The 19,624-nt window shown below is 69.5% G+C and carries 14 protein-coding genes and 1 tRNA gene; 5 read left to right on the top strand and 10 right to left on the bottom strand.

What is annotated here, in order from left to right:
• Nucleotides 1–60: 60 nt before the first annotated feature.
• The 6 genes from ABD808_RS37360 to ABD808_RS37335 form a co-directional block, all read right to left on the bottom strand.
• Complete coding sequence (locus ABD808_RS37360) at nt 61–1,893, bottom strand: M4 family metallopeptidase (RefSeq protein WP_344907936.1); 1,833 nt, start codon at nt 1,891–1,893, stop codon at nt 61–63.
• Nucleotides 1,894–2,233: 340 nt separating this feature from the next.
• Nucleotides 2,234–5,128 carry a helix-turn-helix transcriptional regulator gene (locus tag ABD808_RS37355; RefSeq protein WP_344907935.1) on the bottom strand — a complete coding sequence of 965 codons (2,895 nt, stop codon included), beginning with the start codon at nt 5,126–5,128 and terminating at the stop codon, nt 2,234–2,236.
• 190 nt (nt 5,129–5,318) lie between these two features.
• Nucleotides 5,319–6,131: a crotonase/enoyl-CoA hydratase family protein gene (locus ABD808_RS37350; RefSeq protein WP_344907933.1), complete on the bottom strand. Its 813-nt coding sequence runs from the start codon at nt 6,129–6,131 to the stop codon at nt 5,319–5,321.
• An 8-nt stretch (nt 6,132–6,139) separates the two neighbouring features.
• The gene (locus tag ABD808_RS37345) at nt 6,140–6,913 is read right to left on the bottom strand and encodes an SDR family NAD(P)-dependent oxidoreductase (protein WP_344907931.1); all 774 of its coding nucleotides are present in this window, start codon (nt 6,911–6,913) and stop codon (nt 6,140–6,142) included.
• Between the two features lie 51 nt (nt 6,914–6,964).
• Entirely contained in the window at nt 6,965–7,651 is a 687-nt protein-coding gene (locus ABD808_RS37340) for a dienelactone hydrolase family protein (RefSeq protein WP_344907928.1), read from the bottom strand.
• A 1-nt stretch (nt 7,652) separates the two neighbouring features.
• A complete protein-coding gene (locus ABD808_RS37335) occupies nt 7,653–8,054 on the bottom strand; it encodes a PaaI family thioesterase (protein WP_344907926.1) in 402 nt (133 codons plus the stop codon).
• Between the two features lie 7 nt (nt 8,055–8,061).
• Between ABD808_RS37335 and ABD808_RS37330 the strand changes: the two genes are divergently transcribed.
• Nucleotides 8,062–9,366, top strand: a complete 1,305-nt coding sequence (locus tag ABD808_RS37330; RefSeq protein WP_344907923.1) for a cytochrome P450 — start codon at nt 8,062–8,064, stop codon at nt 9,364–9,366.
• A gap of 44 nt (nt 9,367–9,410) precedes the next feature.
• Nucleotides 9,411–9,483, top strand: a tRNA-Lys gene (locus ABD808_RS37325).
• 56 nt (nt 9,484–9,539) lie between these two features.
• Here ABD808_RS37325 and ABD808_RS37320 read toward each other — a convergent pair.
• Both ABD808_RS37320 and ABD808_RS37315 read right to left on the bottom strand, forming a co-directional pair.
• Nucleotides 9,540–11,024, bottom strand: coding sequence for a site-specific integrase (locus ABD808_RS37320; RefSeq protein WP_344907920.1), 1,485 nt, complete (start codon nt 11,022–11,024; stop codon nt 9,540–9,542).
• A gap of 765 nt (nt 11,025–11,789) precedes the next feature.
• Nucleotides 11,790–12,041, bottom strand: coding sequence for a hypothetical protein (locus tag ABD808_RS37315; RefSeq protein WP_344907917.1), 252 nt, complete (start codon nt 12,039–12,041; stop codon nt 11,790–11,792).
• Nucleotides 12,042–12,226: 185 nt separating this feature from the next.
• On the opposite strand from ABD808_RS37315, the gene ABD808_RS37310 reads away from it, so the two are divergent.
• The gene (locus ABD808_RS37310; protein ID WP_344907914.1) at nt 12,227–13,051 is read left to right on the top strand and encodes a restriction endonuclease; all 825 of its coding nucleotides are present in this window, start codon (nt 12,227–12,229) and stop codon (nt 13,049–13,051) included.
• A 126-nt stretch (nt 13,052–13,177) separates the two neighbouring features.
• On the opposite strand, the gene ABD808_RS37305 is transcribed toward ABD808_RS37310, so the two are convergent.
• Entirely contained in the window at nt 13,178–15,538 is a 2,361-nt protein-coding gene (locus ABD808_RS37305; RefSeq protein ID WP_344907911.1) for a helicase-associated domain-containing protein, read from the bottom strand.
• A 171-nt stretch (nt 15,539–15,709) separates the two neighbouring features.
• Between ABD808_RS37305 and ABD808_RS37300 the strand changes: the two genes are divergently transcribed.
• Both ABD808_RS37300 and ABD808_RS37295 read left to right on the top strand, forming a co-directional pair.
• On the top strand, nt 15,710–17,743 hold the full coding sequence (locus ABD808_RS37300) for an N-6 DNA methylase (protein WP_344907908.1): 2,034 nt from the start codon (nt 15,710–15,712) through the stop codon (nt 17,741–17,743).
• Complete coding sequence (locus tag ABD808_RS37295; RefSeq protein ID WP_344907905.1) at nt 17,740–17,973, top strand: hypothetical protein; 234 nt, start codon at nt 17,740–17,742, stop codon at nt 17,971–17,973. The genes ABD808_RS37300 and ABD808_RS37295 overlap by 4 nt, the downstream gene beginning before the upstream one ends.
• Nucleotides 17,974–19,055: 1,082 nt before the next feature.
• On the opposite strand, the gene ABD808_RS37290 is transcribed toward ABD808_RS37295, so the two are convergent.
• Complete coding sequence (locus ABD808_RS37290; RefSeq protein ID WP_344907902.1) at nt 19,056–19,589, bottom strand: hypothetical protein; 534 nt, start codon at nt 19,587–19,589, stop codon at nt 19,056–19,058.
• Nucleotides 19,590–19,624: the final 35 nt, after the last annotated feature.

Raw genomic sequence — 19,624 nt, 5'->3', positions numbered from 1 at the left:
GTGCCCGTGGGAGCACGGGCACTGCGACACCGGAAGGAAAGGTTGTTCAGTTCGCTACCGTCAGACCGCTTCCCACAGGGCCGGGACGTTCGGCGGCGTCCAGCCGGGCATGGCGGTGTGGGCCTGGAGGCACTTGTACTGCACGCCGTCGTAGGTGACGATGTCGCCGGCGTTGTACGAGGTGTCCGCGGCCCAGGTGGTGCCCGGGTCACCGGGGTCGCCGGGGTCGCCCGGGTCACCGGGGTCGCCCGGGTCGGACACCCGGCTGCCGACGTTGACACCGGCCCACGCGTTGGCGGTCGCGTTGTACTCGGCGCTGTTCGCGCCGTACAGGGCGGACGCGGCGGCGAGGGTCGAGCGGCGGGCGTCGGCGTAGTTGGTGTTCGACCGCATCTGCTCGGTGAGGGCCTTGTACCAGATGGCCGTGGCCTTCTCCCGGCCGATGCCCGTCACCGGCTTGCCGTCGGACGTCGGCGAGTTGTAGGTGACGCCGTTGATGACCTTCTGCCCGCTGCCCTCGGACAGCAGGTAGTAGAAGTGGTTGGCGATGCCGGACGAGTAGTGCACGTCCACGCTGCCCGCACGCGACGACCAGGAGTCCAGCGAGTTGCCGTCCTTGCTCGGCTTGTCCATGTAGCGCAGCGGCGTGCCGTTGCCGAACAGGTCGATCTCTTCGCCGATGTAGTAGTCGCCGACGTCGGTCGTGTTGTTCGACCAGAACTCCATGGCCGTTCCCATGATGTCCGACGTGGCCTCGTTCAGGCCGCCCGGCTCGCCCTGGTAGACCAGCCCCGCCGTGTTGGACGTGACGCCGTGGGTCATCTCGTGCCCGGCCACGTCCAGCTCGGTCAGCGGGCGGCTGTTGCCCTGACCATCGCCGTACGTCATGCAGAAGCAGCCGTCTTCCCAGAAGGCGTTGACGTACGCGTTGCCATAGTGGGTGCGCGAGTACGCGCCCACGCCGTCGCCGCGGATGCCCGCCCGGCCGAACACGGTCTTGTAGAAGTCCCACGTCTCGCCCGCGCCGTAGGCGGCGTCGACACCGGCGGTCTGGCGGTCACTCGACGCGCCGCTGCCCCAGTTGTCGTCGGCGTCGGTGAACAGGGTTCCCCGGCCCGACTGGGCGCCGCGCAGGTCGGTGGTCTCGTGGTTGCCGCGGCCGGTGTCGCGCAGGACGTACTGGCCGCCCGACTGCGACGTGCCCAGCTGGACGGTGCCGGAGTACATGCTCCGCCCGGTGCCGGTCTGGACACCCTGCCACTCGATGATCTTCTTGCCGCTGCGGGCGTCGGTGAGGACGTGCAGGCGGTTGGGGGTGCCGTCCTTCTGCATCCCGCCGTGGACCGTCTCCCAGGCCAGGGTCGTGCTGCCGTCGTCGGCCATCCAGACGACCTTGTGCGGCGCGACGCTGCCCGCGGCCTTCGGCGTGGCGGGCTTGGTGGACGCCAGCGTCTTCGGCGCGGTGTCCAGCGACATCGGCTTGGTGGCCGCCTGCGTGACGCCGGTGATCGAGCCGGACGGCGCCCGGTGGACGATCAGGTCGCCGCCGATGACGCGCAGGCCGTCATACGTGCTCGTGTAGCGGGTGTGGGTGGTGCCGTCCTGGTTCTTGACGACGCTCTTGACCTGCAAGCCGACCTTGTCGCCAAGGTTCAGCTCGGACGCGGTCGCGTCCCGCTGCGCGTTGGCCTTGCCGACGAGCGCCTTGTACTCGGTGGCGCTCACCTTCGCCGGCCGCTGGCCGGGGTTGCCCAGGGCGGGGGGCTTGGCGGGTGTGGCGGGAGAGGCGGCGGCCTGCACGGCCTGCATGCCGATCACCGCGGTCGCCGCGGCGCTGACCAGCGCGATGCTGGTGACGACGCGCCTGTTGGCGCGTCCGTTGGTGGATCTCACGCGGTCTCCTTGTCTACCGGCCGTCCTCGGGGGATGACGGCGGAGGGGGGCTCGCTCCGCCGGACGGGTGACGCCCGCGGAGCTCCGGAGTGCCGGAGGATGGTTGACCCGGGAACGATCGCATGCATTTGTGTGCATGTCACCGCAAAGTTCGCTCCGCGCCGCATCCGTAGGGACATCGGTCCCGATGCAAGGGGAATCCCTACACACCCCAGGGGTGGACAAGGGACCTGAATCGGGAGAAGGTGTCCGCCCGCGTAGGGTGTCCCGGCAGAGGTGGGCGGACACGCGCGGGACAACAGGCGTGTGCCGGGGGACGGCTGGGACTACCGGGACAGGACTACCGGGACAGGGTCGCGCCTGGACCGTCGAGGCCGCCGCCGAGACCGTCCGGGCCGCCGCCGAGCAGGGAGCCGAGCTGCGACCGGGAGCGGATGCCGAGCTTGCGGTAGATGCGGGTGAGGGACGCCTCGACGGTCTTCACGCTGAGGAACAACCGGTGCGCCACCTGCTGGTTCGTGGCGCCCTGCCCGACGAGCAGCGCGATCCGCCGTTCCCCGTCGGTCAGCGTCGCGTGCGCCATCGCGCCGAACGGGGTCGTCCCGTCCTGGAGGCCCATGTCGAGACGGGCGAGCCGGTGCCGCGCCTGCTCGGCCCAGGGCCGCGCCCCGCAGCGCAGGAAGATCTCCAGGGCCTCCGACCCGGCCTGCCGGGCGGGGCCGCTGCGGCGCCGACGACGTTCGATCCGCGCCTGTTCGAGGAGGCACTGCCCCGCCTCCAGCGGCTGACCGAGCCGCTCGAACAGCGCGGCCGCCTGGCTCAGCAGCGCGACGGCCTCGTCGGGTTCGCCGCGCGCGGCGTGCACGCACGCCTCGGCACGGTCCAGCCGTCCGGTGACGCCGACGCCACGGGACCGGTCGCCGATCACCGCGCGCGTCGCGCGGATCACCTCCTCGGCCCGGTCGACCTCACCGAGCGCCGCGAGTCCCTCGGCTAGGTCGCTGTGCCAGCGCAGCGCCATCGGGGAGCCGAGCCCCCGGCCCCGGTCGTCGGTGGCGGCGAGCGCGTCGATGCGCCACAGGGTGTCGACCCCGGCGCGGACGTCGCCGAGCCGCATCCGGGCGACGCCGAGGACGTGCAGCAGCCGCGTCTGGAAGACGAGGTCGTTCTCCTGCTCGGACGCCCGCAGTCCCCGTTCGGCGAGCGCCACGGCGCGGTGGATGCCGCCGCCCGCCAGCTCCGCCAGCGCGCCGTGGTACCAGGCGGGTCCGGGGCTGAGCGCGGCCTCCTCGGTGATGCGCATCGCGCGGTCGGCGAAGTCGAGCGCCTCCCGGCAACGGCCGGTGCGGACGGCGACCTCGGTCAGGTTCCGCAGCACGTGCACGACCTCTTCGCCGGACCCGCGTTCGACAAGCGCCAGCATGCGCAGCAGGTCGGTGCGCGCCTCGCTCAGCCTGTCCTCGGCGATGGCGCAGTAGGCGGCGATGTAGCGCGGGGTCGTGTGCAGTTGGCCGTCCAACGGCGGTTCGGGCAAACGCAACGCGCGCTTGATGTCGGCCGCGTAGTCGCCGCGTCCTTCGATCAGGGAGATGTTCGCCCGGACGGCGAGGATCTTGGCTTCCAGCGCGGTGTCGCTCGCCGCTCGTGCGTGGGCGAGCGCTTTGTTGGCCTCGTGCTCCGCGCGTTCGGGCGCGCCGTTCAGCAGGGCGCCGAGGGCCATCCGGATCCGCAGCGGGCCGAGCAGCGCCGGGTCACCGGCCGCGTCCACCAGCGCGGCGGCGAACACCTCGCCCATCTCGGCGAGCCCCTGGCCGGACAGGTCGAGCAGCGCCAACCTGACCCGCACCCGCTGCGCGTGGGTCGCGTCGGCGGCGAGGACGGCCTCGGCGGCGCGGTGCACGAGGTCGGGCAGCCCGCCGTTCGCGCCCGTCTCGGCCGCCGCGACCAGCCATTCCAGCCGCTCGGCCGCCGGTTCGGCCGGTGACCGGTCCGCCGCCAGCCGGTACAGCTCGGCGGCCATCCGGTGCGACCCCTGCCGGACGGCCTGCTCGGCGGCGGTCACGAGCGAGTGCGCCAGCTCCGCGTTCGGGCCGGGGTCGGCGAGCGCGCGGTGCCGGGTGCGTCCCGCCGCGTCCGGTACGACGGCGGCCAGCGCCCGGTGCACCCGCGCCAGATGCTGGGCGTCGGCGGACTCGGCGAGGACGGTCCCGACGGCGGGCGGCGTGAACCTGATCCCGCCGCCCTCGGTGATGAGCAGTCCCAGGACGGCGGCGTGCCTGATGTCCCGCGCGGCCTCGGCGCGTCCGGCTCGTCCCAGCAGGTCCGTCGTCGGACGGATCGCGAGCGCCGCCATCAGCAGCGTCTCGTGGGCCTGCGCGGGGAGCCGTCCCAGCCGTTCGGCGATCACGGCCCGCACCCGCTGCGGCAGCGGCGCCGGACGCCAGTGCCTCGGGATGCGGTCGGTGAACGCGCCGCCGAGCGCGAGCGCGAGATAGGGGTTGCCGCCGGAGTCGGAGTGCAGGGTGTTCACGACGCGGACGGGCAGCCCGTAGCTGTCGAACATCTCGGCCAGTTCGTCCGGCCCGAGGGGCGGGACGGGTAGGTGCAGCGCGTCGGGGGTGGGTGTCCAGGGGGCGCTGCCGCCGTCGCCCGCTGCGAAACCGTCCGGCCAGTGTCCGGCGACGACGGCCCGCACGCCGCGAGAGGCGAGACGGCGCACCGTGTAGCGGACGGCATGGACGGACTCGGTGTCCAGCCACTGCGCGTCGTCGACGAGTAGCAGCACCGGACGCTCACCAGCGCAGCGCGCGAGGAGCCCACGGAACGCCAGGCGACACGCGACATGGTCGGTTGTGGACCGGTCCGCATACGTCCGGCCGAGCGCGCGCTCCCCGGCCGTGGCCGAGTGCGGCGCGGGCAGCCCGGTCAGCTGCTCGCGCGGAAGTTCGGCGGTGAGGGTGCCGGGCAGCTGGTCGAGCAGCTCGGCGAGACCCGAACAGGGCACCCACCGTTCGGTCTCCGTGCCCGCGACCCGCAGGACGAGCTCGCCCCGCGTCGCGGCCGCGGCGCCGACCGCTTCAAGCAGCGCCGTCTTCCCGATGCCGCTCGGACCCGTCAGGACGGCACTGCCGTTCGCGCTGAGGCGGGCCTCCAAGGACGCGAGCATGGTCGAACGCCCGACCAGCGCGGGTGGTGCACCCTTCCGACCTCGTGACGGCGCGGCGGCGACGTCCATGGCGCGCTCCCTTCCGGAGGAAACGGACGCCGCACCGACAATAACCACCGGGAGAGACCCCCGACAACGGTCGTGTTCCACACACTTTCCACATAGTTGAGGGCATGAAGCACTGAATGTTAAAACGCCCGGAACCATCAGGTTCCGGGCGTTCCACGCCCTCGCGGGCGGCCTCGCGGGTGGCCTGCGGCTACTCGCCCTTCCAGTTCGGACGGCGCTTCTCCGCGAACGCCGCCGGACCCTCCTGGGCGTCCCTGGACGTGATCACCGGCAACGAGATCTCCTGCTGCCGCCGCCACATCTCCTCAGCCGTCCAGTCCGCGGACTCGGTGATCATTCGTTTGGTCGCGGTGAGCGCCAGCGGGGCGTTCTCGGCGATCTTCAGGGCCAGTTCCTTCGCCGCCGCCAGCGCGCCGCCCGGCTCGGTGAGCCGGTTGACCAGGCCCAGCTCGGCCATCCGGTCCGCCGGGTAGGCGTCACCGGTGAGCGCGATCTCCATGGCGATGTGGTACGGGATGCGCCGGGGCAGCCGCAGCAGCCCGCCGCCGCCCGCGATCAGGCCGCGCTTCGGCTCGGGCAGCCCGAACGCCGCGTCCCGCGCCGCGACGATCATGTCGCAGGACAGCGCCAGCTCGCAGCCGCCCGCCAGCGCGTAGCCCTCGACCGCAGCGATCAGCGGCTTGGCGGGCGGACGCTCGGCGAGGCCCGCGAACCCGCGTCCCTCCACATGCGGGATGTCGCCCTTGAGGAACGCCTTGAGGTCCATGCCGGACGAGAACGTGCCGCCCGCGCCGGTCAGAACACCGACGGACAGGTCTTTGCGGGCGTCGAGCTCCTCCATCGCGGCCGCGATGGCGCGTGCCGCCTCACCGTTCACCGCGTTCCGCACCTTGGGACGGTTGATCGTGACTATGAGGACGCCGCCGTCCTCCTCGGTCAGCACGGCGGGGTCGCCGGGGGGCGTGGAAGGTCGTTCTCCCTCGGACGGTGCAGTGTCGGACATTTCGGGCCTCACTTCGGCTGGAAGCGGATGCCGCCGTCGAAGCGGATCGTCTCGCCGTTCATGTAGTCGTTCTCGATCAGGGCCTTGACGAGGTGCGCGAACTCCGAGGCCCGCCCCATCCGCTTCGGGAACGGGACGGGCGCCGCCAGCTTGGCCTTGAACTCCTCCGCCGCCTCGCCCTGCCCGTAGATGGGCGTGTCGATGATGCCGGGGCAGATCGTGTTCACCCGGACGCCGATCGCGGCGAGGTCGCGGGCGGCGGGCAGCGTCATGCCGATGATCCCGCCCTTGGACGCCGAGTAGGCGATCTGCCCGGTCTGTCCCTCGATCCCGGCGACGGACGCGGTGTTGATCACCACGCCACGGGCGCCGTCCTCGTCCACCGGCTGCGTCTTGGCGATGGCGGCGGCGCCGATCCGCATCAGGTTGAACGTGCCGATCAGGTTGATCCGGATGACGGTCTCGTACTGGCCGAGGTCGTGCGGGGAGCCGTCGCGGTTCACCGTCCGGGACGCCCAGCCGATGCCCGCGCTGTTCACGATGACGCGCAACGGGCTGCCGGTGTCGACGGCGGCCTGCACTGCGGCCTGCACCTGGGACTCGTCCGACACGTCCGTCTTGACGAAGACCCCGCCGACCTCGTCCGCGACGGCCTTGCCCTTGTCCTCGTTCAGATCGGCGACGACCACCTTGACGCCCTCCGCGGCCAGGGCGCGGACGGTGGCCTCACCGAGACCGCTCGCGCCACCGGATACGACGGCGGAAACTCCGTTCAGGTCCATGAGCAGCACCCTACCCAGATTCCGAACGCGGTTCGGGACCGCACCCGGCCGCTACGCCAGCGTCCGGGCGAGGAACTCCTCGGCGAGCCGCCATGCCCGCGCGGCGGGCTCCGGTTGGTAGAACATCGGCGCCTTGCGGTTGTGGAAGGCGTGGCCGCCGTCTTCCTGGACGTGGATTTCCATGCCGTCTCGCCCGTGCACCGCGCGCTCTACCTCGGTGACCTTCTCGCGGGGGATGTAAGGGTCGGCGCCACCGAAGTGGAACTGCACCGGGGCCTGAATGGCGTCGATCTGGCCCAGGGCATCCGGCACGCCCGACCCGTAGAACGACACCAGGGAATCGACCTCGGCCTTCGCCGCCAGCAGATACGTCAACGTCCCGCCGAAACAGAAACCCAGGACGCCGACCTTTTCCACGTCCGGCATGGCCTTCAGTACTTCCAGGGCCGCCGCGGCGTCTTCTACGCCCTTCTCCCAGTCGAACCGGGAGACCATCGACATCCCTTTCGGGAGCGCCTCCTCGGTGTGGACGACCGACCAGCCCGGCTCGATCCGCCAGAACACGTCGGGCGCGGCCACGACATATCCGAGCGCCACCAGATCCTCGGCGACCGCCTCCAGGTACTCGCCGACCCCGAATATCTCCTGGACCAGCAGAATTCCCGGGCCCGGACCCTGCCCCCACACGTGCAGGTCGAACTCGCCGTCCGGAACGGAGACCTTCTCGATGCGTGCCATGTCACCCCAAGATCGCGTACACGGCGCTGGCATGCGCGACGGTCGCCTGATCCACCGTCATGTCGATGTCCGCGAACGCCAGCGTCCGTCCGAGTTTCGTCAGGCGCACCCCGACCAGGACATCCTTCCCCACCACGGGACGCTGGAACGACGTGTTGAGCTGAACGGTCGTCATCGGCACGAACGCCCCCTTCGCCGCCGACACCGCGATCACCACCGCCGTGTCGGCCGCAGCCATCAACGCCTGCCCGCACAGCGCGCCGCCCTCCCGCGCCAGCCGGTCCGACCACGGCAGCCGCAGCGTCACCGTGCCGTCCTCCCCCACCTCCTCGGCGACCAGGCCCAGCTCCAACACCCAGGGCGCGAAGTTGTCACGCAGGATCTCCTCGGGCTTCACCGTCACACCCGCCATGATGCACGCTGAGGAGATGCACGAGGAGATCTTCCTGCCCGCCGCCTACGCGTCCGGGGTGCCGTACGAGACGTTCCGGAAACTGCGCGCCGACTCGCCCGTCACCCGGGTCCCGGAACCGGCCGTCGGCCCGTGGCCCGCCGGACCCGGCTTCTGGGCGGTGTTCCGGCACGCGGACGTCAAACACGTCCTGCGGTCCCCCGACCTGTTCTCCTCCAACCTCGGCGCCACCCAGATCCGCGACCCCGACACGCCCGAGGATCTCGCGTTCGTCCGCGCGATGATGCTCAACCAGGACCCGCCCGACCACTCCCGCCTCCGCCGCATCGTCGCCGCCGCGTTCACGCCCCGCGCCGTCCGCGCCCTGGAGGACACCATCAACGACCGGGCGCGCGCCCTCATCGCCTCGGCCCTCGGCGAGGACACCGACTTCGTCGAACTCGCCGCCGACCTCCCCGTCTGGACCCTCGCCCACATCATGGGCGTCCCCGACTCCGACCGCCGCCTCCTGTACGACTGGGCGTCCCGCGTCATCGGCTACCAGGATGACGAGTACGCCGGGCTCTCCACCGCCGACACCGCGTCCATGAGCCCCATCGCCCTTCTGGCCATGCGGCAGCGGCCCACCTCGTCCACCCACCCGGACGGAAGCCCCATCAACCCGCGCTCCTACACAGCCCTCGCCGACATGTTCACCTACGCCCACGCCCTGGCCGCCGACAAACGCGCGCACCCCTCAGACGACATCATGTCCCGCATGCTGGAGGGCGGCCTCACCACCGAAGAGTTCGAGAACATGTTCTTCCTCTTCGCCGTCGCCGGTAACGAAACCCTGCGCAACGGCATCCCCGGCGGCCTTCTAACCCTCCTAGACCACCCCACCGAACTCTCCCGCCTACGCTCCAACCCGACCCTGCTCCCCTCCGCCGTAGAGGAAATGCTCCGCTACTGGCCCCCCGTCATGGACTTCCGCCGAACCGCCACGAAAGAACTCACCCTCTCCGACCAGCAGATCAACCCTGGCGACAAGGTCGTCGTCTACCACGCCTCGGCCAACCGCGACGAAACCGTCTTCCCCAACCCAGACCGCTTCGACATCACCCGCACCCCCAACGACCACGTCAGCTTCGGCTTCGGCCCCCACTTCTGCCTCGGCGCCCACCTGGCCCGCACCCAACTACGCGCCGTCTTCCGCGAACTCCTCCCCCTGCGCATCACCCTCACCGGCACCCCCGTCCGCCTGGCCTCCAACTTCCAGAACGGCCTGAAGCACCTCCCCGTCCACTTGGCCCCACCCAGGTAACCCCGTCGCGAACCCCTCCCCGATCTCGGTACCCTTGCCTGGACGGGTCGCTAGCTCAATTGGCAGAGCTCCGGACTTTTAATCCGTAGGTTCTGGGTTCGAGTCCCAGGCGGCCCACTCAACGCATCGCCTATGCGGCTTGCGGATACACGTCACGTGCACGCGGTGAGGGGCTACTCCTCCTCACCTTGGGAGGACGCGGGGAGGACGGAAGACCGGTCTTCCTCAGCCGGGATCTTCCTTGGCACCAGTGCCGCAGCGGCTTCTGCGGCTTCGCGGGCGACCTCGGGGAGGACGCTGGTGTAGGTGTCGGCAGTGATGGCGAGCGAGGAGTGTCGCAGCAGCGCTTGGACCAGTTTCATGTCCGCGCCACCGGCGAGCATCAGCGTCGCGGCGCCGTGGCGAAGGTCGTGCAGGCGGATGGGCGGTAGTCCGGCGCCGTGGGCCAGCCGGGCGAACACGTCGGTCACGTGATCGGGATGCAGCGCCGAGCCGTCCTCCCGCGTGAACACCTTTCCCGACTCCTGCCACGCCTGGCCCCACTCGGCCACGGCCTCGTCCTGCCGCCCGCGATGGGCTTCGAGCACGGTGACGGTGCCGGAGTCGAGTGGAATCGTGTCGTCGCCGGCGTCGGACTTGGGGTCACCGTCCTCGATCTCCCGGTAGGTGATCTTCACACGGTTCTCCCGGACCGCCAGCGACGTCCCGGCCAAGTCCAGGTCCGGCCACGCCAATCCGCAGGCCTCCCCGCGTCGCAGGCCCCGGAACGCCATCAGGTGCAACAACGGGTAGAGAGGGTGGTCTGCGGCGTGGTCGAGGAAGGTCCCCGTCTGTTCGGGCGTCCACACCATCACCTGCGAAGGGCGCGGCAGCGACATCCAGACCTTGAACGCATTGACCGTACGGCCGCTGGCCCGCTCTGCGGCCAGTTCCCGCTCGTAGGCCGCCTGCCATGCGGTGACGCGTTCGCTGGTCCACACCAGTGCCTTGGGCCGCTTGCCTGTTTGGAGCTTGGCCAGCTTCGCCACGTTCACTGCGGTCAGGCCTTGCCGTACCGCGTCCGCCAGAGCCGACCGAAGCGTCGCGCGAATGCGCTGCATGGTCGCTGCCCCGACCGTCCGGCGGTGCGGCGGAAGCCCGGCGAGTTCGGCGCGAGCGGCTCGGTGTGCGGCCTTGTCCCCAGACCGCCATGCCTGCCGGGCAGTCTCAATCAATCGCCGGCGTTCCCCGGCAGCCCACAAGATGCGCTCGTTGTCGGCGTCGATCGCGGCGAACATCTCATTTAGATGCGCAACACGTAGCCGGTCCAGTTCGATGTGGCCGAGGTGGGGTTTGAGGTAATACTCGATGTGCTCACCATAGGATTTGCGGGTACTGCGACGCAGGCCACCGTGGCCGGCCAGCCACTCGTCAAGGTATTGCCCGACCGTGTACCGCAGGTCCGGATCCAAGCCGCGCAATGCCCGGCACCGCGCATCCTCGAGGGCGTTCTCAGCGTCCTCTTGCGTGGTGAACCCACCCCGGCGGATCCGCCGGCGCTTACCACCCCGGCCAGGATCGAGTTCCAAGTAGAAGTACCAGTTACCATGCCGTGGGTTCCAGGTGCCGTCCTCGTGACGCAACTGCGGACAGCGGGAAGCAAGTTCCTTTCCGCCCACGCCACGGCATTTACACCTCTTGTACGTCGACCCCTTCATCGAAACCTGAGGCTACATACCGGGATGCGACCTGAACCAGCACCGGAGATTTCTTCAGCGTCCACCCATAACGCCGGGAACGAACCCATTTCCCTTGGTCTGCCGATTAAAGGTCGGCGCTGTTTCCGTCGCTTGGCAACTGAAGGCAGGGATACGACGCCACATGATTGCGCGCCTGCCGAGTGCGGGGCCGAGGCCGAGGAGGTCTGCGTGCGCCTGCTCAGAATGGTCAGCCGTGGTCCACGGCTCCGCACTCGTCACTTGCCGATGTTCTAGGACCGAGTGCAGCTCACCGTCGGGACTGACGTGCCTGCGGCCGACGACCGTGCTCGACTTTCCCCCGAACCCGGAAAGCCCCTACACCGGGGCCTGGGGGTCTCCGCGCGGGCGGGGCGCAGTTCATCCCTTCCATTGCGGAAGTCGGCAACTTACAGTGGACAAGGGGAGTTCGTCAGGATCTGACCGGAGGTCGCGGCCGTGGCGCAGCGTGGGGGCGGCCGTTCGGAGTGGGAAAGACGGCAGGTGGCGATGCGGCGCGAGGCCGAGCGCGCGGAGCGAGGACGAGCCCGGCAGGAGAAGGAAGCCGAAAAACGCCGCAAAGAACAGCATATCGCGGCCCAGCAAGAACTGGCCGAACGCAAGACATCCGAGATCGATCACCGCCTCGGGCTGTTCGACTCGCCCCTGACCGATGCTCTCTCGAAGAAGCCGTTGCGCATTGAGGACCTATCGGTCACGCCGCGCATCCCGCCCTTCGACTCCGGTCGCCTCGCAACGGCGGAGCAGGCTCCCAAATGGGACGACTATCCGCCCATACCGCCAGGTCCAGTGGGACGGCTCTTTGGTGGCGGCGCCCGCCACGAGCGAGCACTCACCGAAGCGCGGCGGCAATACGAGGAAGATCTCGCCGCCCACGAGCAACGCGAGTCGCAGCGACTCAGCGCCCTCGATCGGGCCCGAGCCGAGTACACCAGCCATCTGCAGGCACTGAAAGCGCAAGCAGAGGCCGCGAACGCCAAGTTGAGCCGGCGCCGGGCCGGTCTGGACGCTGGAGAGCCTGAGCGGTCGAGTGGTTCGTCGACCAGGCGCTACAAGCCTCCCGATACCCGGATGACTTCCCTCGACGTGTCCAGGTCGCCTACCGGCCGGAGAACCGCGACGTCGTGGTGGACTTCGAATTTCCTCCCAACACCACGATCCCGGACATCCGCGGCTACAAGTACGTCAAGACACGGGATGCCATCGATCCACTTCCTCGACCCATCACCGAGACGAAAAAGCGGTACGCGCAGCTCATCGCCCAGATCACGCTACGAACCCTGCACGAGATTTTCAGCGCGACACCACCCGCGGTGGTGGAGGCGGTCGTCTTCAACGGGCGACTCACCACCATCGACGCCGCCACCGGCAAGACGGTACGGCTCAACGCACTGGTCTCACCCAACCCCTACGATTTGGAGGCCATCGAGCCGTTCATCACCTTTGACCTCAAGCGCTTCCGGTTCACCGAGGATATGGACGTGGTCTCGGGCCTGGATTCCCGGCCCAACCTCATCAAACTGTCACCGACGGAGTTCGAGCACCTCATCCGCCAACTGTTCGTCGCGATGGGCGCCGAGGCATGGACCACCATCCCGTCCATAGACGGCGGTGTCGACGCGGTCGCCACCAGCAACAACATGTTCTTCGGCGGCGTATACCTGATCCAGGCCAAAAGATGGTCCGGTCTGGTCGGTCTAGAAGCCGTGCACGCACTCACCGGTGTCATGGCAGACCACACCGCGACGACCGGGGTCCTGGTGACGACATCCTGGTTCGGCCGCGCGAGCGAACAGTTCGCACAGCGCAACCGCATCACCCTCATTAACGGCGCCGAACTCAAGCACCTGCTCAAGAAGCACCTGGGTGCTGGTGTCATTCCGGGCGTCACCCCGCCCCGCCGGGTCCGCGCCTCCAACAACACTCAGACCGGCCGTCCCGGCCCCTGAACATGTGCGGACCATCCTCAGGTCACGGCCCGGACGCGGCCGGCGTGGAAGTCCCGATCGTGGTCGCGCAGTCGACACCAGCGGGTGAGGAGCGGGCCTCGGCGGCGATGCGCCGATGACCGGTCCTCAGGTCATGAGAACGGCCGGGGTTACGGCCTGGACGCGGCCGATGTGGAAGACCCTCTCGTCGTCACGCAGCCGGCACCAGGCGGTGAGGAAGGGGGCGTCGAGTCGGATCTTCTCGATCACACGGGTGGTGGGATTGCCCTCGGCGTTGACGTAATCGATGCCGATGGCAGTGCCCGTCCGCACTGCGTGGACCAGCATGCGCCGTTCGGAAACCGACAGGTGCGGAGCAAGGTCCGCCATGCCGGCCCCGACGCCGTCGTTTTCGGCGGGCAGGTCCGGTGACGTTCCGTGCAGCCGGTCGGCCAGGTCGATCGGCGTGCGCGGCCGGGAAGCCTCGTGCGTCCCGGCCGGACGCCTCCCGCGGAGTGAGGAGCGTGCCGGTCGGTGTGAGGGGCGTGCCGGTGCGCGTTCGATCAAGGGTGCGCCAGTGTCGCCCGCGCCGACCGGTACGTAACCGGCCGCCCGGAGAGCCATGAGGGTCTGGTCCACCGGCTCGGCGCTGGCGAGCACCGTGGGCGCCAGTTCCCGGAGCTTCAGCCGGCGCAGCCCTCGATGGGCCAGGATCTCGGCGAGCAGCGCGGGACGGGAGCAGCAGATCGCGCAGGCGAGCGCGGTGACGGTGACCTCGCCGTGCCTGCGGGCGACATCGTCGATCAGGTACGCCAGCGGCTGCGGCAGATCGGTGCCCGCCGCTGCCTCCAGGTCGGAGCGGATCCCTTCGGCGGAGCGGCCTGCGTCCAGAGCGCGCCGCACGCTGGCCAGGCCGAACCTCCAGACCGAGGCGGTGCCCCGGGACTCGCGGTCGGCGACCAGCTCCAGGAGCCCGGCCAGCCACGGAGCGGGCGGCCCGGGGACCACGGCCGTCAGGTCGCCTTGCAGGAGCACCCGTCCGCACGCCGCTTCCAGCGCGTCCACGGCGGCCTCGTCCAGCGTTGTCTTAGCCTCGACGCCCGCCAGTACGCGTCCGGTCGCAGTGAGCGCGCCATGGGCGAGCACACCGAGCAGTTCCGCCTCCTGCCAGACGGCCGCGATGTAAGGCGGTGCCAGCTCGGCGTCCTCGAACAGGAGCGGGGACCGCCATGTCACCGCCGCGACCAGTTGCTCGGGTCCGGTCGCGCCGCGTCCTCCGGGCAGCCCCGCGAGGCTTCCGAGCACCGCGGCGCGCAACCGGGGCGCCGCCGGATCGTACGCCCGAGTGTCCAGCGAAGCGCCACGACCCTCCTCCGGGTCGTCCAGCAATGGGAGGCGCGGCATGTGCGCCCAGGTACGCACCATGGACGTCAAGCGCTCGGCGGCCGGCAGCGGATCACCGCCTTCGGCCGTCGGAGCGAGCGCGCCGTCGCGCCAGTCCAGCAGCCCCTCGGCCGCGGCCAGTTCCAGCCAGAGCCGGACGGCGTCCTCGGAACCTCCTGTCCGCTTGGCCGTCCGCCGCAGCTCCCGGACGCCGAGGCCACCGGACTTCAAGCGGGTCGGCGGCTCCGAGGCGCAGGACCGCAGAACCGCCTCCATCTGCTCCACGGCGCGGGCCGACGCCGCGGCGAACTCCGCCGTCACCGTAGCCTCCGGCGCCGCGGCCGTGCCGACGGACGGCGCGGCCGGTGTGAAAGGCGCCTGATAGGACGGGCCGCGCAGCGCCAGCGCCACCTCCGCGGGCATGAGCGGCTCCAGCCAGTCGGGCTGGACGAGCAGTCCCCGCGCCAGCGCCCAGGCATACGGGCCTTTCTGGCCGAACAGGTAATTGCCCTGGTAGTCGTCCACGCGGCCAGCGCGCGCAACCTTCTCGATCAGGCGCCGCTCCTGTTGCGGCGCGGCGGCCACGACCCGCCGCACCCGTTCCGCGTCACTCAGGCCCGCGAGAGCCGCCTCCAGCAGCTCGGCCTTGCGCTTGCCAGGTGGCTCGACTCCCAGGCCGCGGACGATCCGGCGGAGATCCTCGGCTCTCAGGTGCGGCAGCAGAATGGCGGCCGAGGACCCCAGACCGAGCGGGCCGTCCCCAATCGGCCATTCCCTCAACGGCTCCGCGAGATGCAGGAGACCATCCGCCGGCCATACGAGGCCGCACCGGACGAGTGCGTCCAGCACCCTCGCGAAGTCGTCCGGCGCGGCGCCCAGCAACGTCTCGGCGTCCGACCTCGCCGCAGTGCCGCCGAGGGCCGCGAGCGCCTCCGCGAACTGCACCAACGGCAGATCGCAGGCGACGAACGCCGCCATGACCCCGCGCGGGCCGGACAGCCGTTCCGCGAGCTCACCCAACGTCGACGGCTCCGGGTCGGCCGTCGCGTCCGGCCGCTCGATCAGCAGGCCGGCCAACTCTTCCCGGCTCAACCCCGCCAGCCACGTGCCAAACGAACCCGTCACACCTCGTTCTTTCTGCGCCACCCGCCCACGATGCCACCGCGCGCAGCCGTCGGCGAGCCGAACAACAGGTCCACACCAAGCCGACCGGCAATCGTGTGCTGAGAGAGCAGGGGTATGTGCGCATCATGATGCGCAGTTGCCACTGCACTGTTCTCCGCTGAGACTTACGCCATGACCGTCGCACCGAACGACGCAGCCGCCCTACGCGCCCAAGAGGTCCTGACCGAGCTCTTCGGCCCCCTTTCGGTGAGAGTCCGCGGACGCGAGCGCCCAACCCTCTACCTCTACTTCCTTTCCTCGCTCATCGTGTTGCGGCATCGGGACCGCCCGGCGTGGTCCCGGCTGCGCGACGATGTGCGCCGCGCCCTCGACGAACAATGGGCCCCGCAGAAGTTGCTGAGGACGATCGGCCACCGGGTCGCGGCGGCGCTGGAATCGGGAGGCCTGCCACCGAGTCCGGCGGTCCGGTTGGACGACCTCGACACCGAGGCCGTCGACGACGTGGCGCACATCGTGCGGTTGTGCGAGGAACTCGGGATGGACGCCTTCCATCCGCTGCTCGATTGCTTCCAAACCTGGAGTAAGCCGGCTGACGAGGCGTTCTTCACCCCACGCTCGGTCGTGGAGACCATGGTCGATCTGCTACTCAAAGATGGCGATGCTAACGGGCGTTTCCATGATCCCTTCCTGGGCGGTGGGGAGTTCCTGGCAGGCGCGATGGAGGTCTCTCCAAGCTTGCGGTTGTCGGGAACCAGCCCTTCGCGGGACCTGCTGGAGATCGCGGGGATGAGACTCCACGCACTGGGCGTTCCGCACGTGGAGTTGGGCGTGGATCCTCAGCCTCATCAAAGCGTCTCACCCACCTGGCAGGCCGACTTCGTCCTGGCCAACCCGCCGTTCAACAGCCGGCGGCACGGCCACCACGAGGAGCTGGACAAGGACTGGGCCTATGGGCCTCCGCCAATGCACAACGACAATTACGCCTGGCTCCAGCACATTCTCGGGACACTGGCGCCAGGCGGCCGAGCCGGGGTGCTAATGCCCAATCAGGCGGCCGTGTCCACCGATGCCCGGGAACTGCACATCCGCAGGAGGATGATCGAGGACGGCGCGGTGGAGTGCGTCATCGCCCTGCCCCGCCAGCTCTTCGCCGGAACTGCGGCTCCGGCGATGATCTGGGTCCTCAGGAGTCCCACCGGCCGGAGGGCGGCACCCACCGGGCGCATCCTGCTGATCGACGCCCGCCGGTTCGGTACCAAGGACGGCAAGCAACGCGTCCTCTCCCATGACGAGACCAATGCCCTGACCGAGTGTGTGCACCGGTGGCGTTCCGGGGACGGGAGTTTCCCCGATGCGATGGACGGTCGCGGCGTGGCCGCCGTCCCGATCGCGGAGATCGCGGAGATCGGCTACTCGCTCGCCCCTTCGGAGCACATCCTCGAGACCCCGCTTTCACCCGGCTGTGACACCAGGATCCAGGTTCCGCGACCGGCGACCGCGCTGGAGTTCCAGGTGGAACAGGCCCGGGCAGCCGATGAGCGGGTCGGCCACATCAGGATCGCGCACCGGACGATGGACAAGAGCGACTGGCAGGGCGTGCGATTGGCAGATCTCTGCCGCATCCAGGCAGGTCCGTCCCACAGCCTCGTCAAAAAGGCCGAACGCGCGGCCAATGGTGTCCCGCTGGTGATGCCCGCACATCTGCAAGACCACCGCATATCGGCCGAGGATGCCGTCCTGCTCTCTGCCGAAAGCGCGCGCGCATTGGAGAAGTACCAGATCCGGCTAGGTGACATTCTCATCGTTCGCACCGGCTCGGTCGGCCCCACAGCGCTCGTCACCGCGGCAGAGGAGGGTTGGTTGCCATCAACCAATCTGATTCGCGTGCGCCCTGACGACGGCGTGGACCCCGGTTACCTGCTGGCGCTTCTCTCATCCCCGACAGTCCAAAACTGGATCGAGGCGCGCAGCGGGGCGGCCAGCGCCATCCCGTCCATCAGCGCCGCGAATCTCGGGATGCTGCCGGTGAAGCTGCCGCCACCCGATGAGCAGCGCCGTATCGGCCTAGCGGTCGACGCCCTCGACACGCAGATCACCGCTCACCACGCCTTGGCCAGGGCCGCCGAGACCGCACGGGCCGCTCTGGCCGACGGCCTCGTCAACGGTCTACTGGCGACCGTCCACCCCTTGAAGGGAGAATCATGACCGCGCCTCGGTCACAGGCATCACGTACCGTCCGTTTCCTGCTCGCGACCATCGCCGTCCTTCTCGGTGTCATCGCCGCACTGGTCGACGGCATCCTGCAGCGCCTCGACGGCAACTCTCTTCCGCAGTCGTTCCAGTATGGATGCGGAGCGTTCGGAGCCACCGTGCTGCTCTCCTTCGCTCTGTTCTACTTCCTCAGCGGCAACGGGCCGGGCGACGGCGAGAGTTGAGTCACGGCTTCACGCGGATGCTGCTCGACGCCTCCCGGCACTGGGCGGACCTAGAGGCCACCAGCAAGCGCCTTGACCGACGTCGGCGCGGTATTCGTCCCCGAAGACGACCGGGCCACATTCCACAGCGAAGCGCAGCAAGCGGCACTCGGCGTCCCGCTACCCCGCTTCTGGATCCGGCGTGGAACTGGAGAAGATGATCCTTGCCCTTCGTTACCACGGCTAACGAACACCTCGTCACCAGGAAACACCGTCCCAGCGGCGGCGCGGAGCTGCACGTCAGTGGGCCAGTTCGGCAGTTGAATTCTGAGCAGGTGGTGTCCAGACGTCCTAAATGCATCGCGACCCACCCGTTCGCTGCGGTTGGGCCGTGGTGGCCGGTGTCGCCGCACCGGCTCCGCCACTCGGTGACCCCTCTTGCGCATGCCGAACAATTCCTCCGTCTAGGTCGGGCACAGGGGCACCGAGGAGGGAGGAAGCCCGAGATCGTCAACGGCCGTGTCGGCTCGTTGTCGGCTCGGCGGTTTCGAAACGAATCGACACGCGACGACACGGGGCGACACGGAAATGGGGATCGGCGCGGAAAGGGCAGCATAGAATGGCGCCGACTCTTAATCCGTAGGTTGTGGGTCGAGTCCCACGCGACCCAACACCCTAACCAGGGCAAAACACCCTCTGCCAGGCGTACCTGGCCTCATGCCTGAGGCCCGCCCGGGGCCGACCTGAGGCCACAAACAGCAGGCTCCAGCCACGCCTCATCAGCTCCGACGGGCCTCATCATCCAACAGCAGCCAGGCAACAGCGATACGACCGTGCGGCCCCTCCTCGGTGTCAGATGCGGTCTGATCTTCAGCTGGCCCCCTCCCTTCCACGCCGACCTCGAGCGGGGCCGCCGCCAAGGCGATCGTGTTCGCCCGCGCCCAGCTCGACAAAACGTACGTTCGGGGCGCGGCCGCGCCGGTCGCCATCGACTGCTCCAAGCTGACCTTTGCCTTCTACCGCGCCGCCGATATCGCCGCGCCGACGGCTTGGGGTTGCGAGCGCCGCACGGGTATGCCGCGGAAGCCGGGAAGGCCGGCCACTCAGCTCTTGCCTTCGGCGGCCTCGGCGTCGTCGTGCTCCTGGCGGTACTGGCGGACGCGCGCCCCCTGGAGGCTCCCCTGTTTGATCACTTGGTTCGGTTCATCACCAGGCCATGTGGTGATCAGGTACTCCTCGGTCGGCCCGAGGTCGCCGCGCGCTTCTCCGTGGTCCCGGTTCCGCCCAGCGACGAGGATCATCATCCGGCCTGGTGGCAGGTCGGGGGTGAACGTCATCAACGATGGCGGTACGTCGTCGGCGCCGATGACCTGCATGGACCCGCCGGGCCAGTTGATCCCGATGACGGCGATGTCCTCCCACGCTTCGGCATCGATGCCGGGCTGCTGGTCGGCTAGTTCAGCGGTGACGGTGATGGGATCGTCTTTTACTCCGAGGCGGACCGCGACGGCCCCGGCAGGGTCGCGGGTGGCCTCGGCCAACCCATTGGCTGGAGGTGGGTCGACTGAGTACGGCGGGCAGCCGGGCGGGCCGATGAGAAACCGGTTGTACTCAGGGAAGATCGTTTCGGTCGGCATCGCAGCCACCCCTTTCTGGATCGTCGGACTCGTCC

The organism is Actinomadura meridiana (genome assembly GCF_039537545.1).
Classification (GTDB): domain Bacteria; phylum Actinomycetota; class Actinomycetes; order Streptosporangiales; family Streptosporangiaceae; genus Spirillospora; species Spirillospora meridiana.
The sequence above is the reverse complement of the archived record's forward strand: the minus strand, read 5'-3'. Positions and strand labels throughout refer to the sequence as shown.

Coding starts and splice junctions, on each gene's coding strand:
- ABD808_RS37355 (WP_344907935.1), bottom strand. CDS start 5,128: ATGGACGTCGCCGCCGCGCCGTCACGAGGTCGGAAGGGTGCACCACCC.
- ABD808_RS37350 (WP_344907933.1), bottom strand. CDS start 6,131: ATGTCCGACACTGCACCGTCCGAGGGAGAACGACCTTCCACGCCCCCC.
- ABD808_RS37345 (WP_344907931.1), bottom strand. CDS start 6,913: ATGGACCTGAACGGAGTTTCCGCCGTCGTATCCGGTGGCGCGAGCGGT.
- ABD808_RS37340 (WP_344907928.1), bottom strand. CDS start 7,651: ATGGCACGCATCGAGAAGGTCTCCGTTCCGGACGGCGAGTTCGACCTG.
- ABD808_RS37330 (WP_344907923.1), top strand. CDS start 8,062: ATGATGCACGCTGAGGAGATGCACGAGGAGATCTTCCTGCCCGCCGCC.
- ABD808_RS37315 (WP_344907917.1), bottom strand. CDS start 12,041: ATGGCTGGTGTACTCGGCTCGGGCCCGATCGAGGGCGCTGAGTCGCTG.
- ABD808_RS37300 (WP_344907908.1), top strand. CDS start 15,710: ATGACCGTCGCACCGAACGACGCAGCCGCCCTACGCGCCCAAGAGGTC.
- ABD808_RS37295 (WP_344907905.1), top strand. CDS start 17,740: ATGACCGCGCCTCGGTCACAGGCATCACGTACCGTCCGTTTCCTGCTC.
- ABD808_RS37290 (WP_344907902.1), bottom strand. CDS start 19,589: ATGCCGACCGAAACGATCTTCCCTGAGTACAACCGGTTTCTCATCGGC.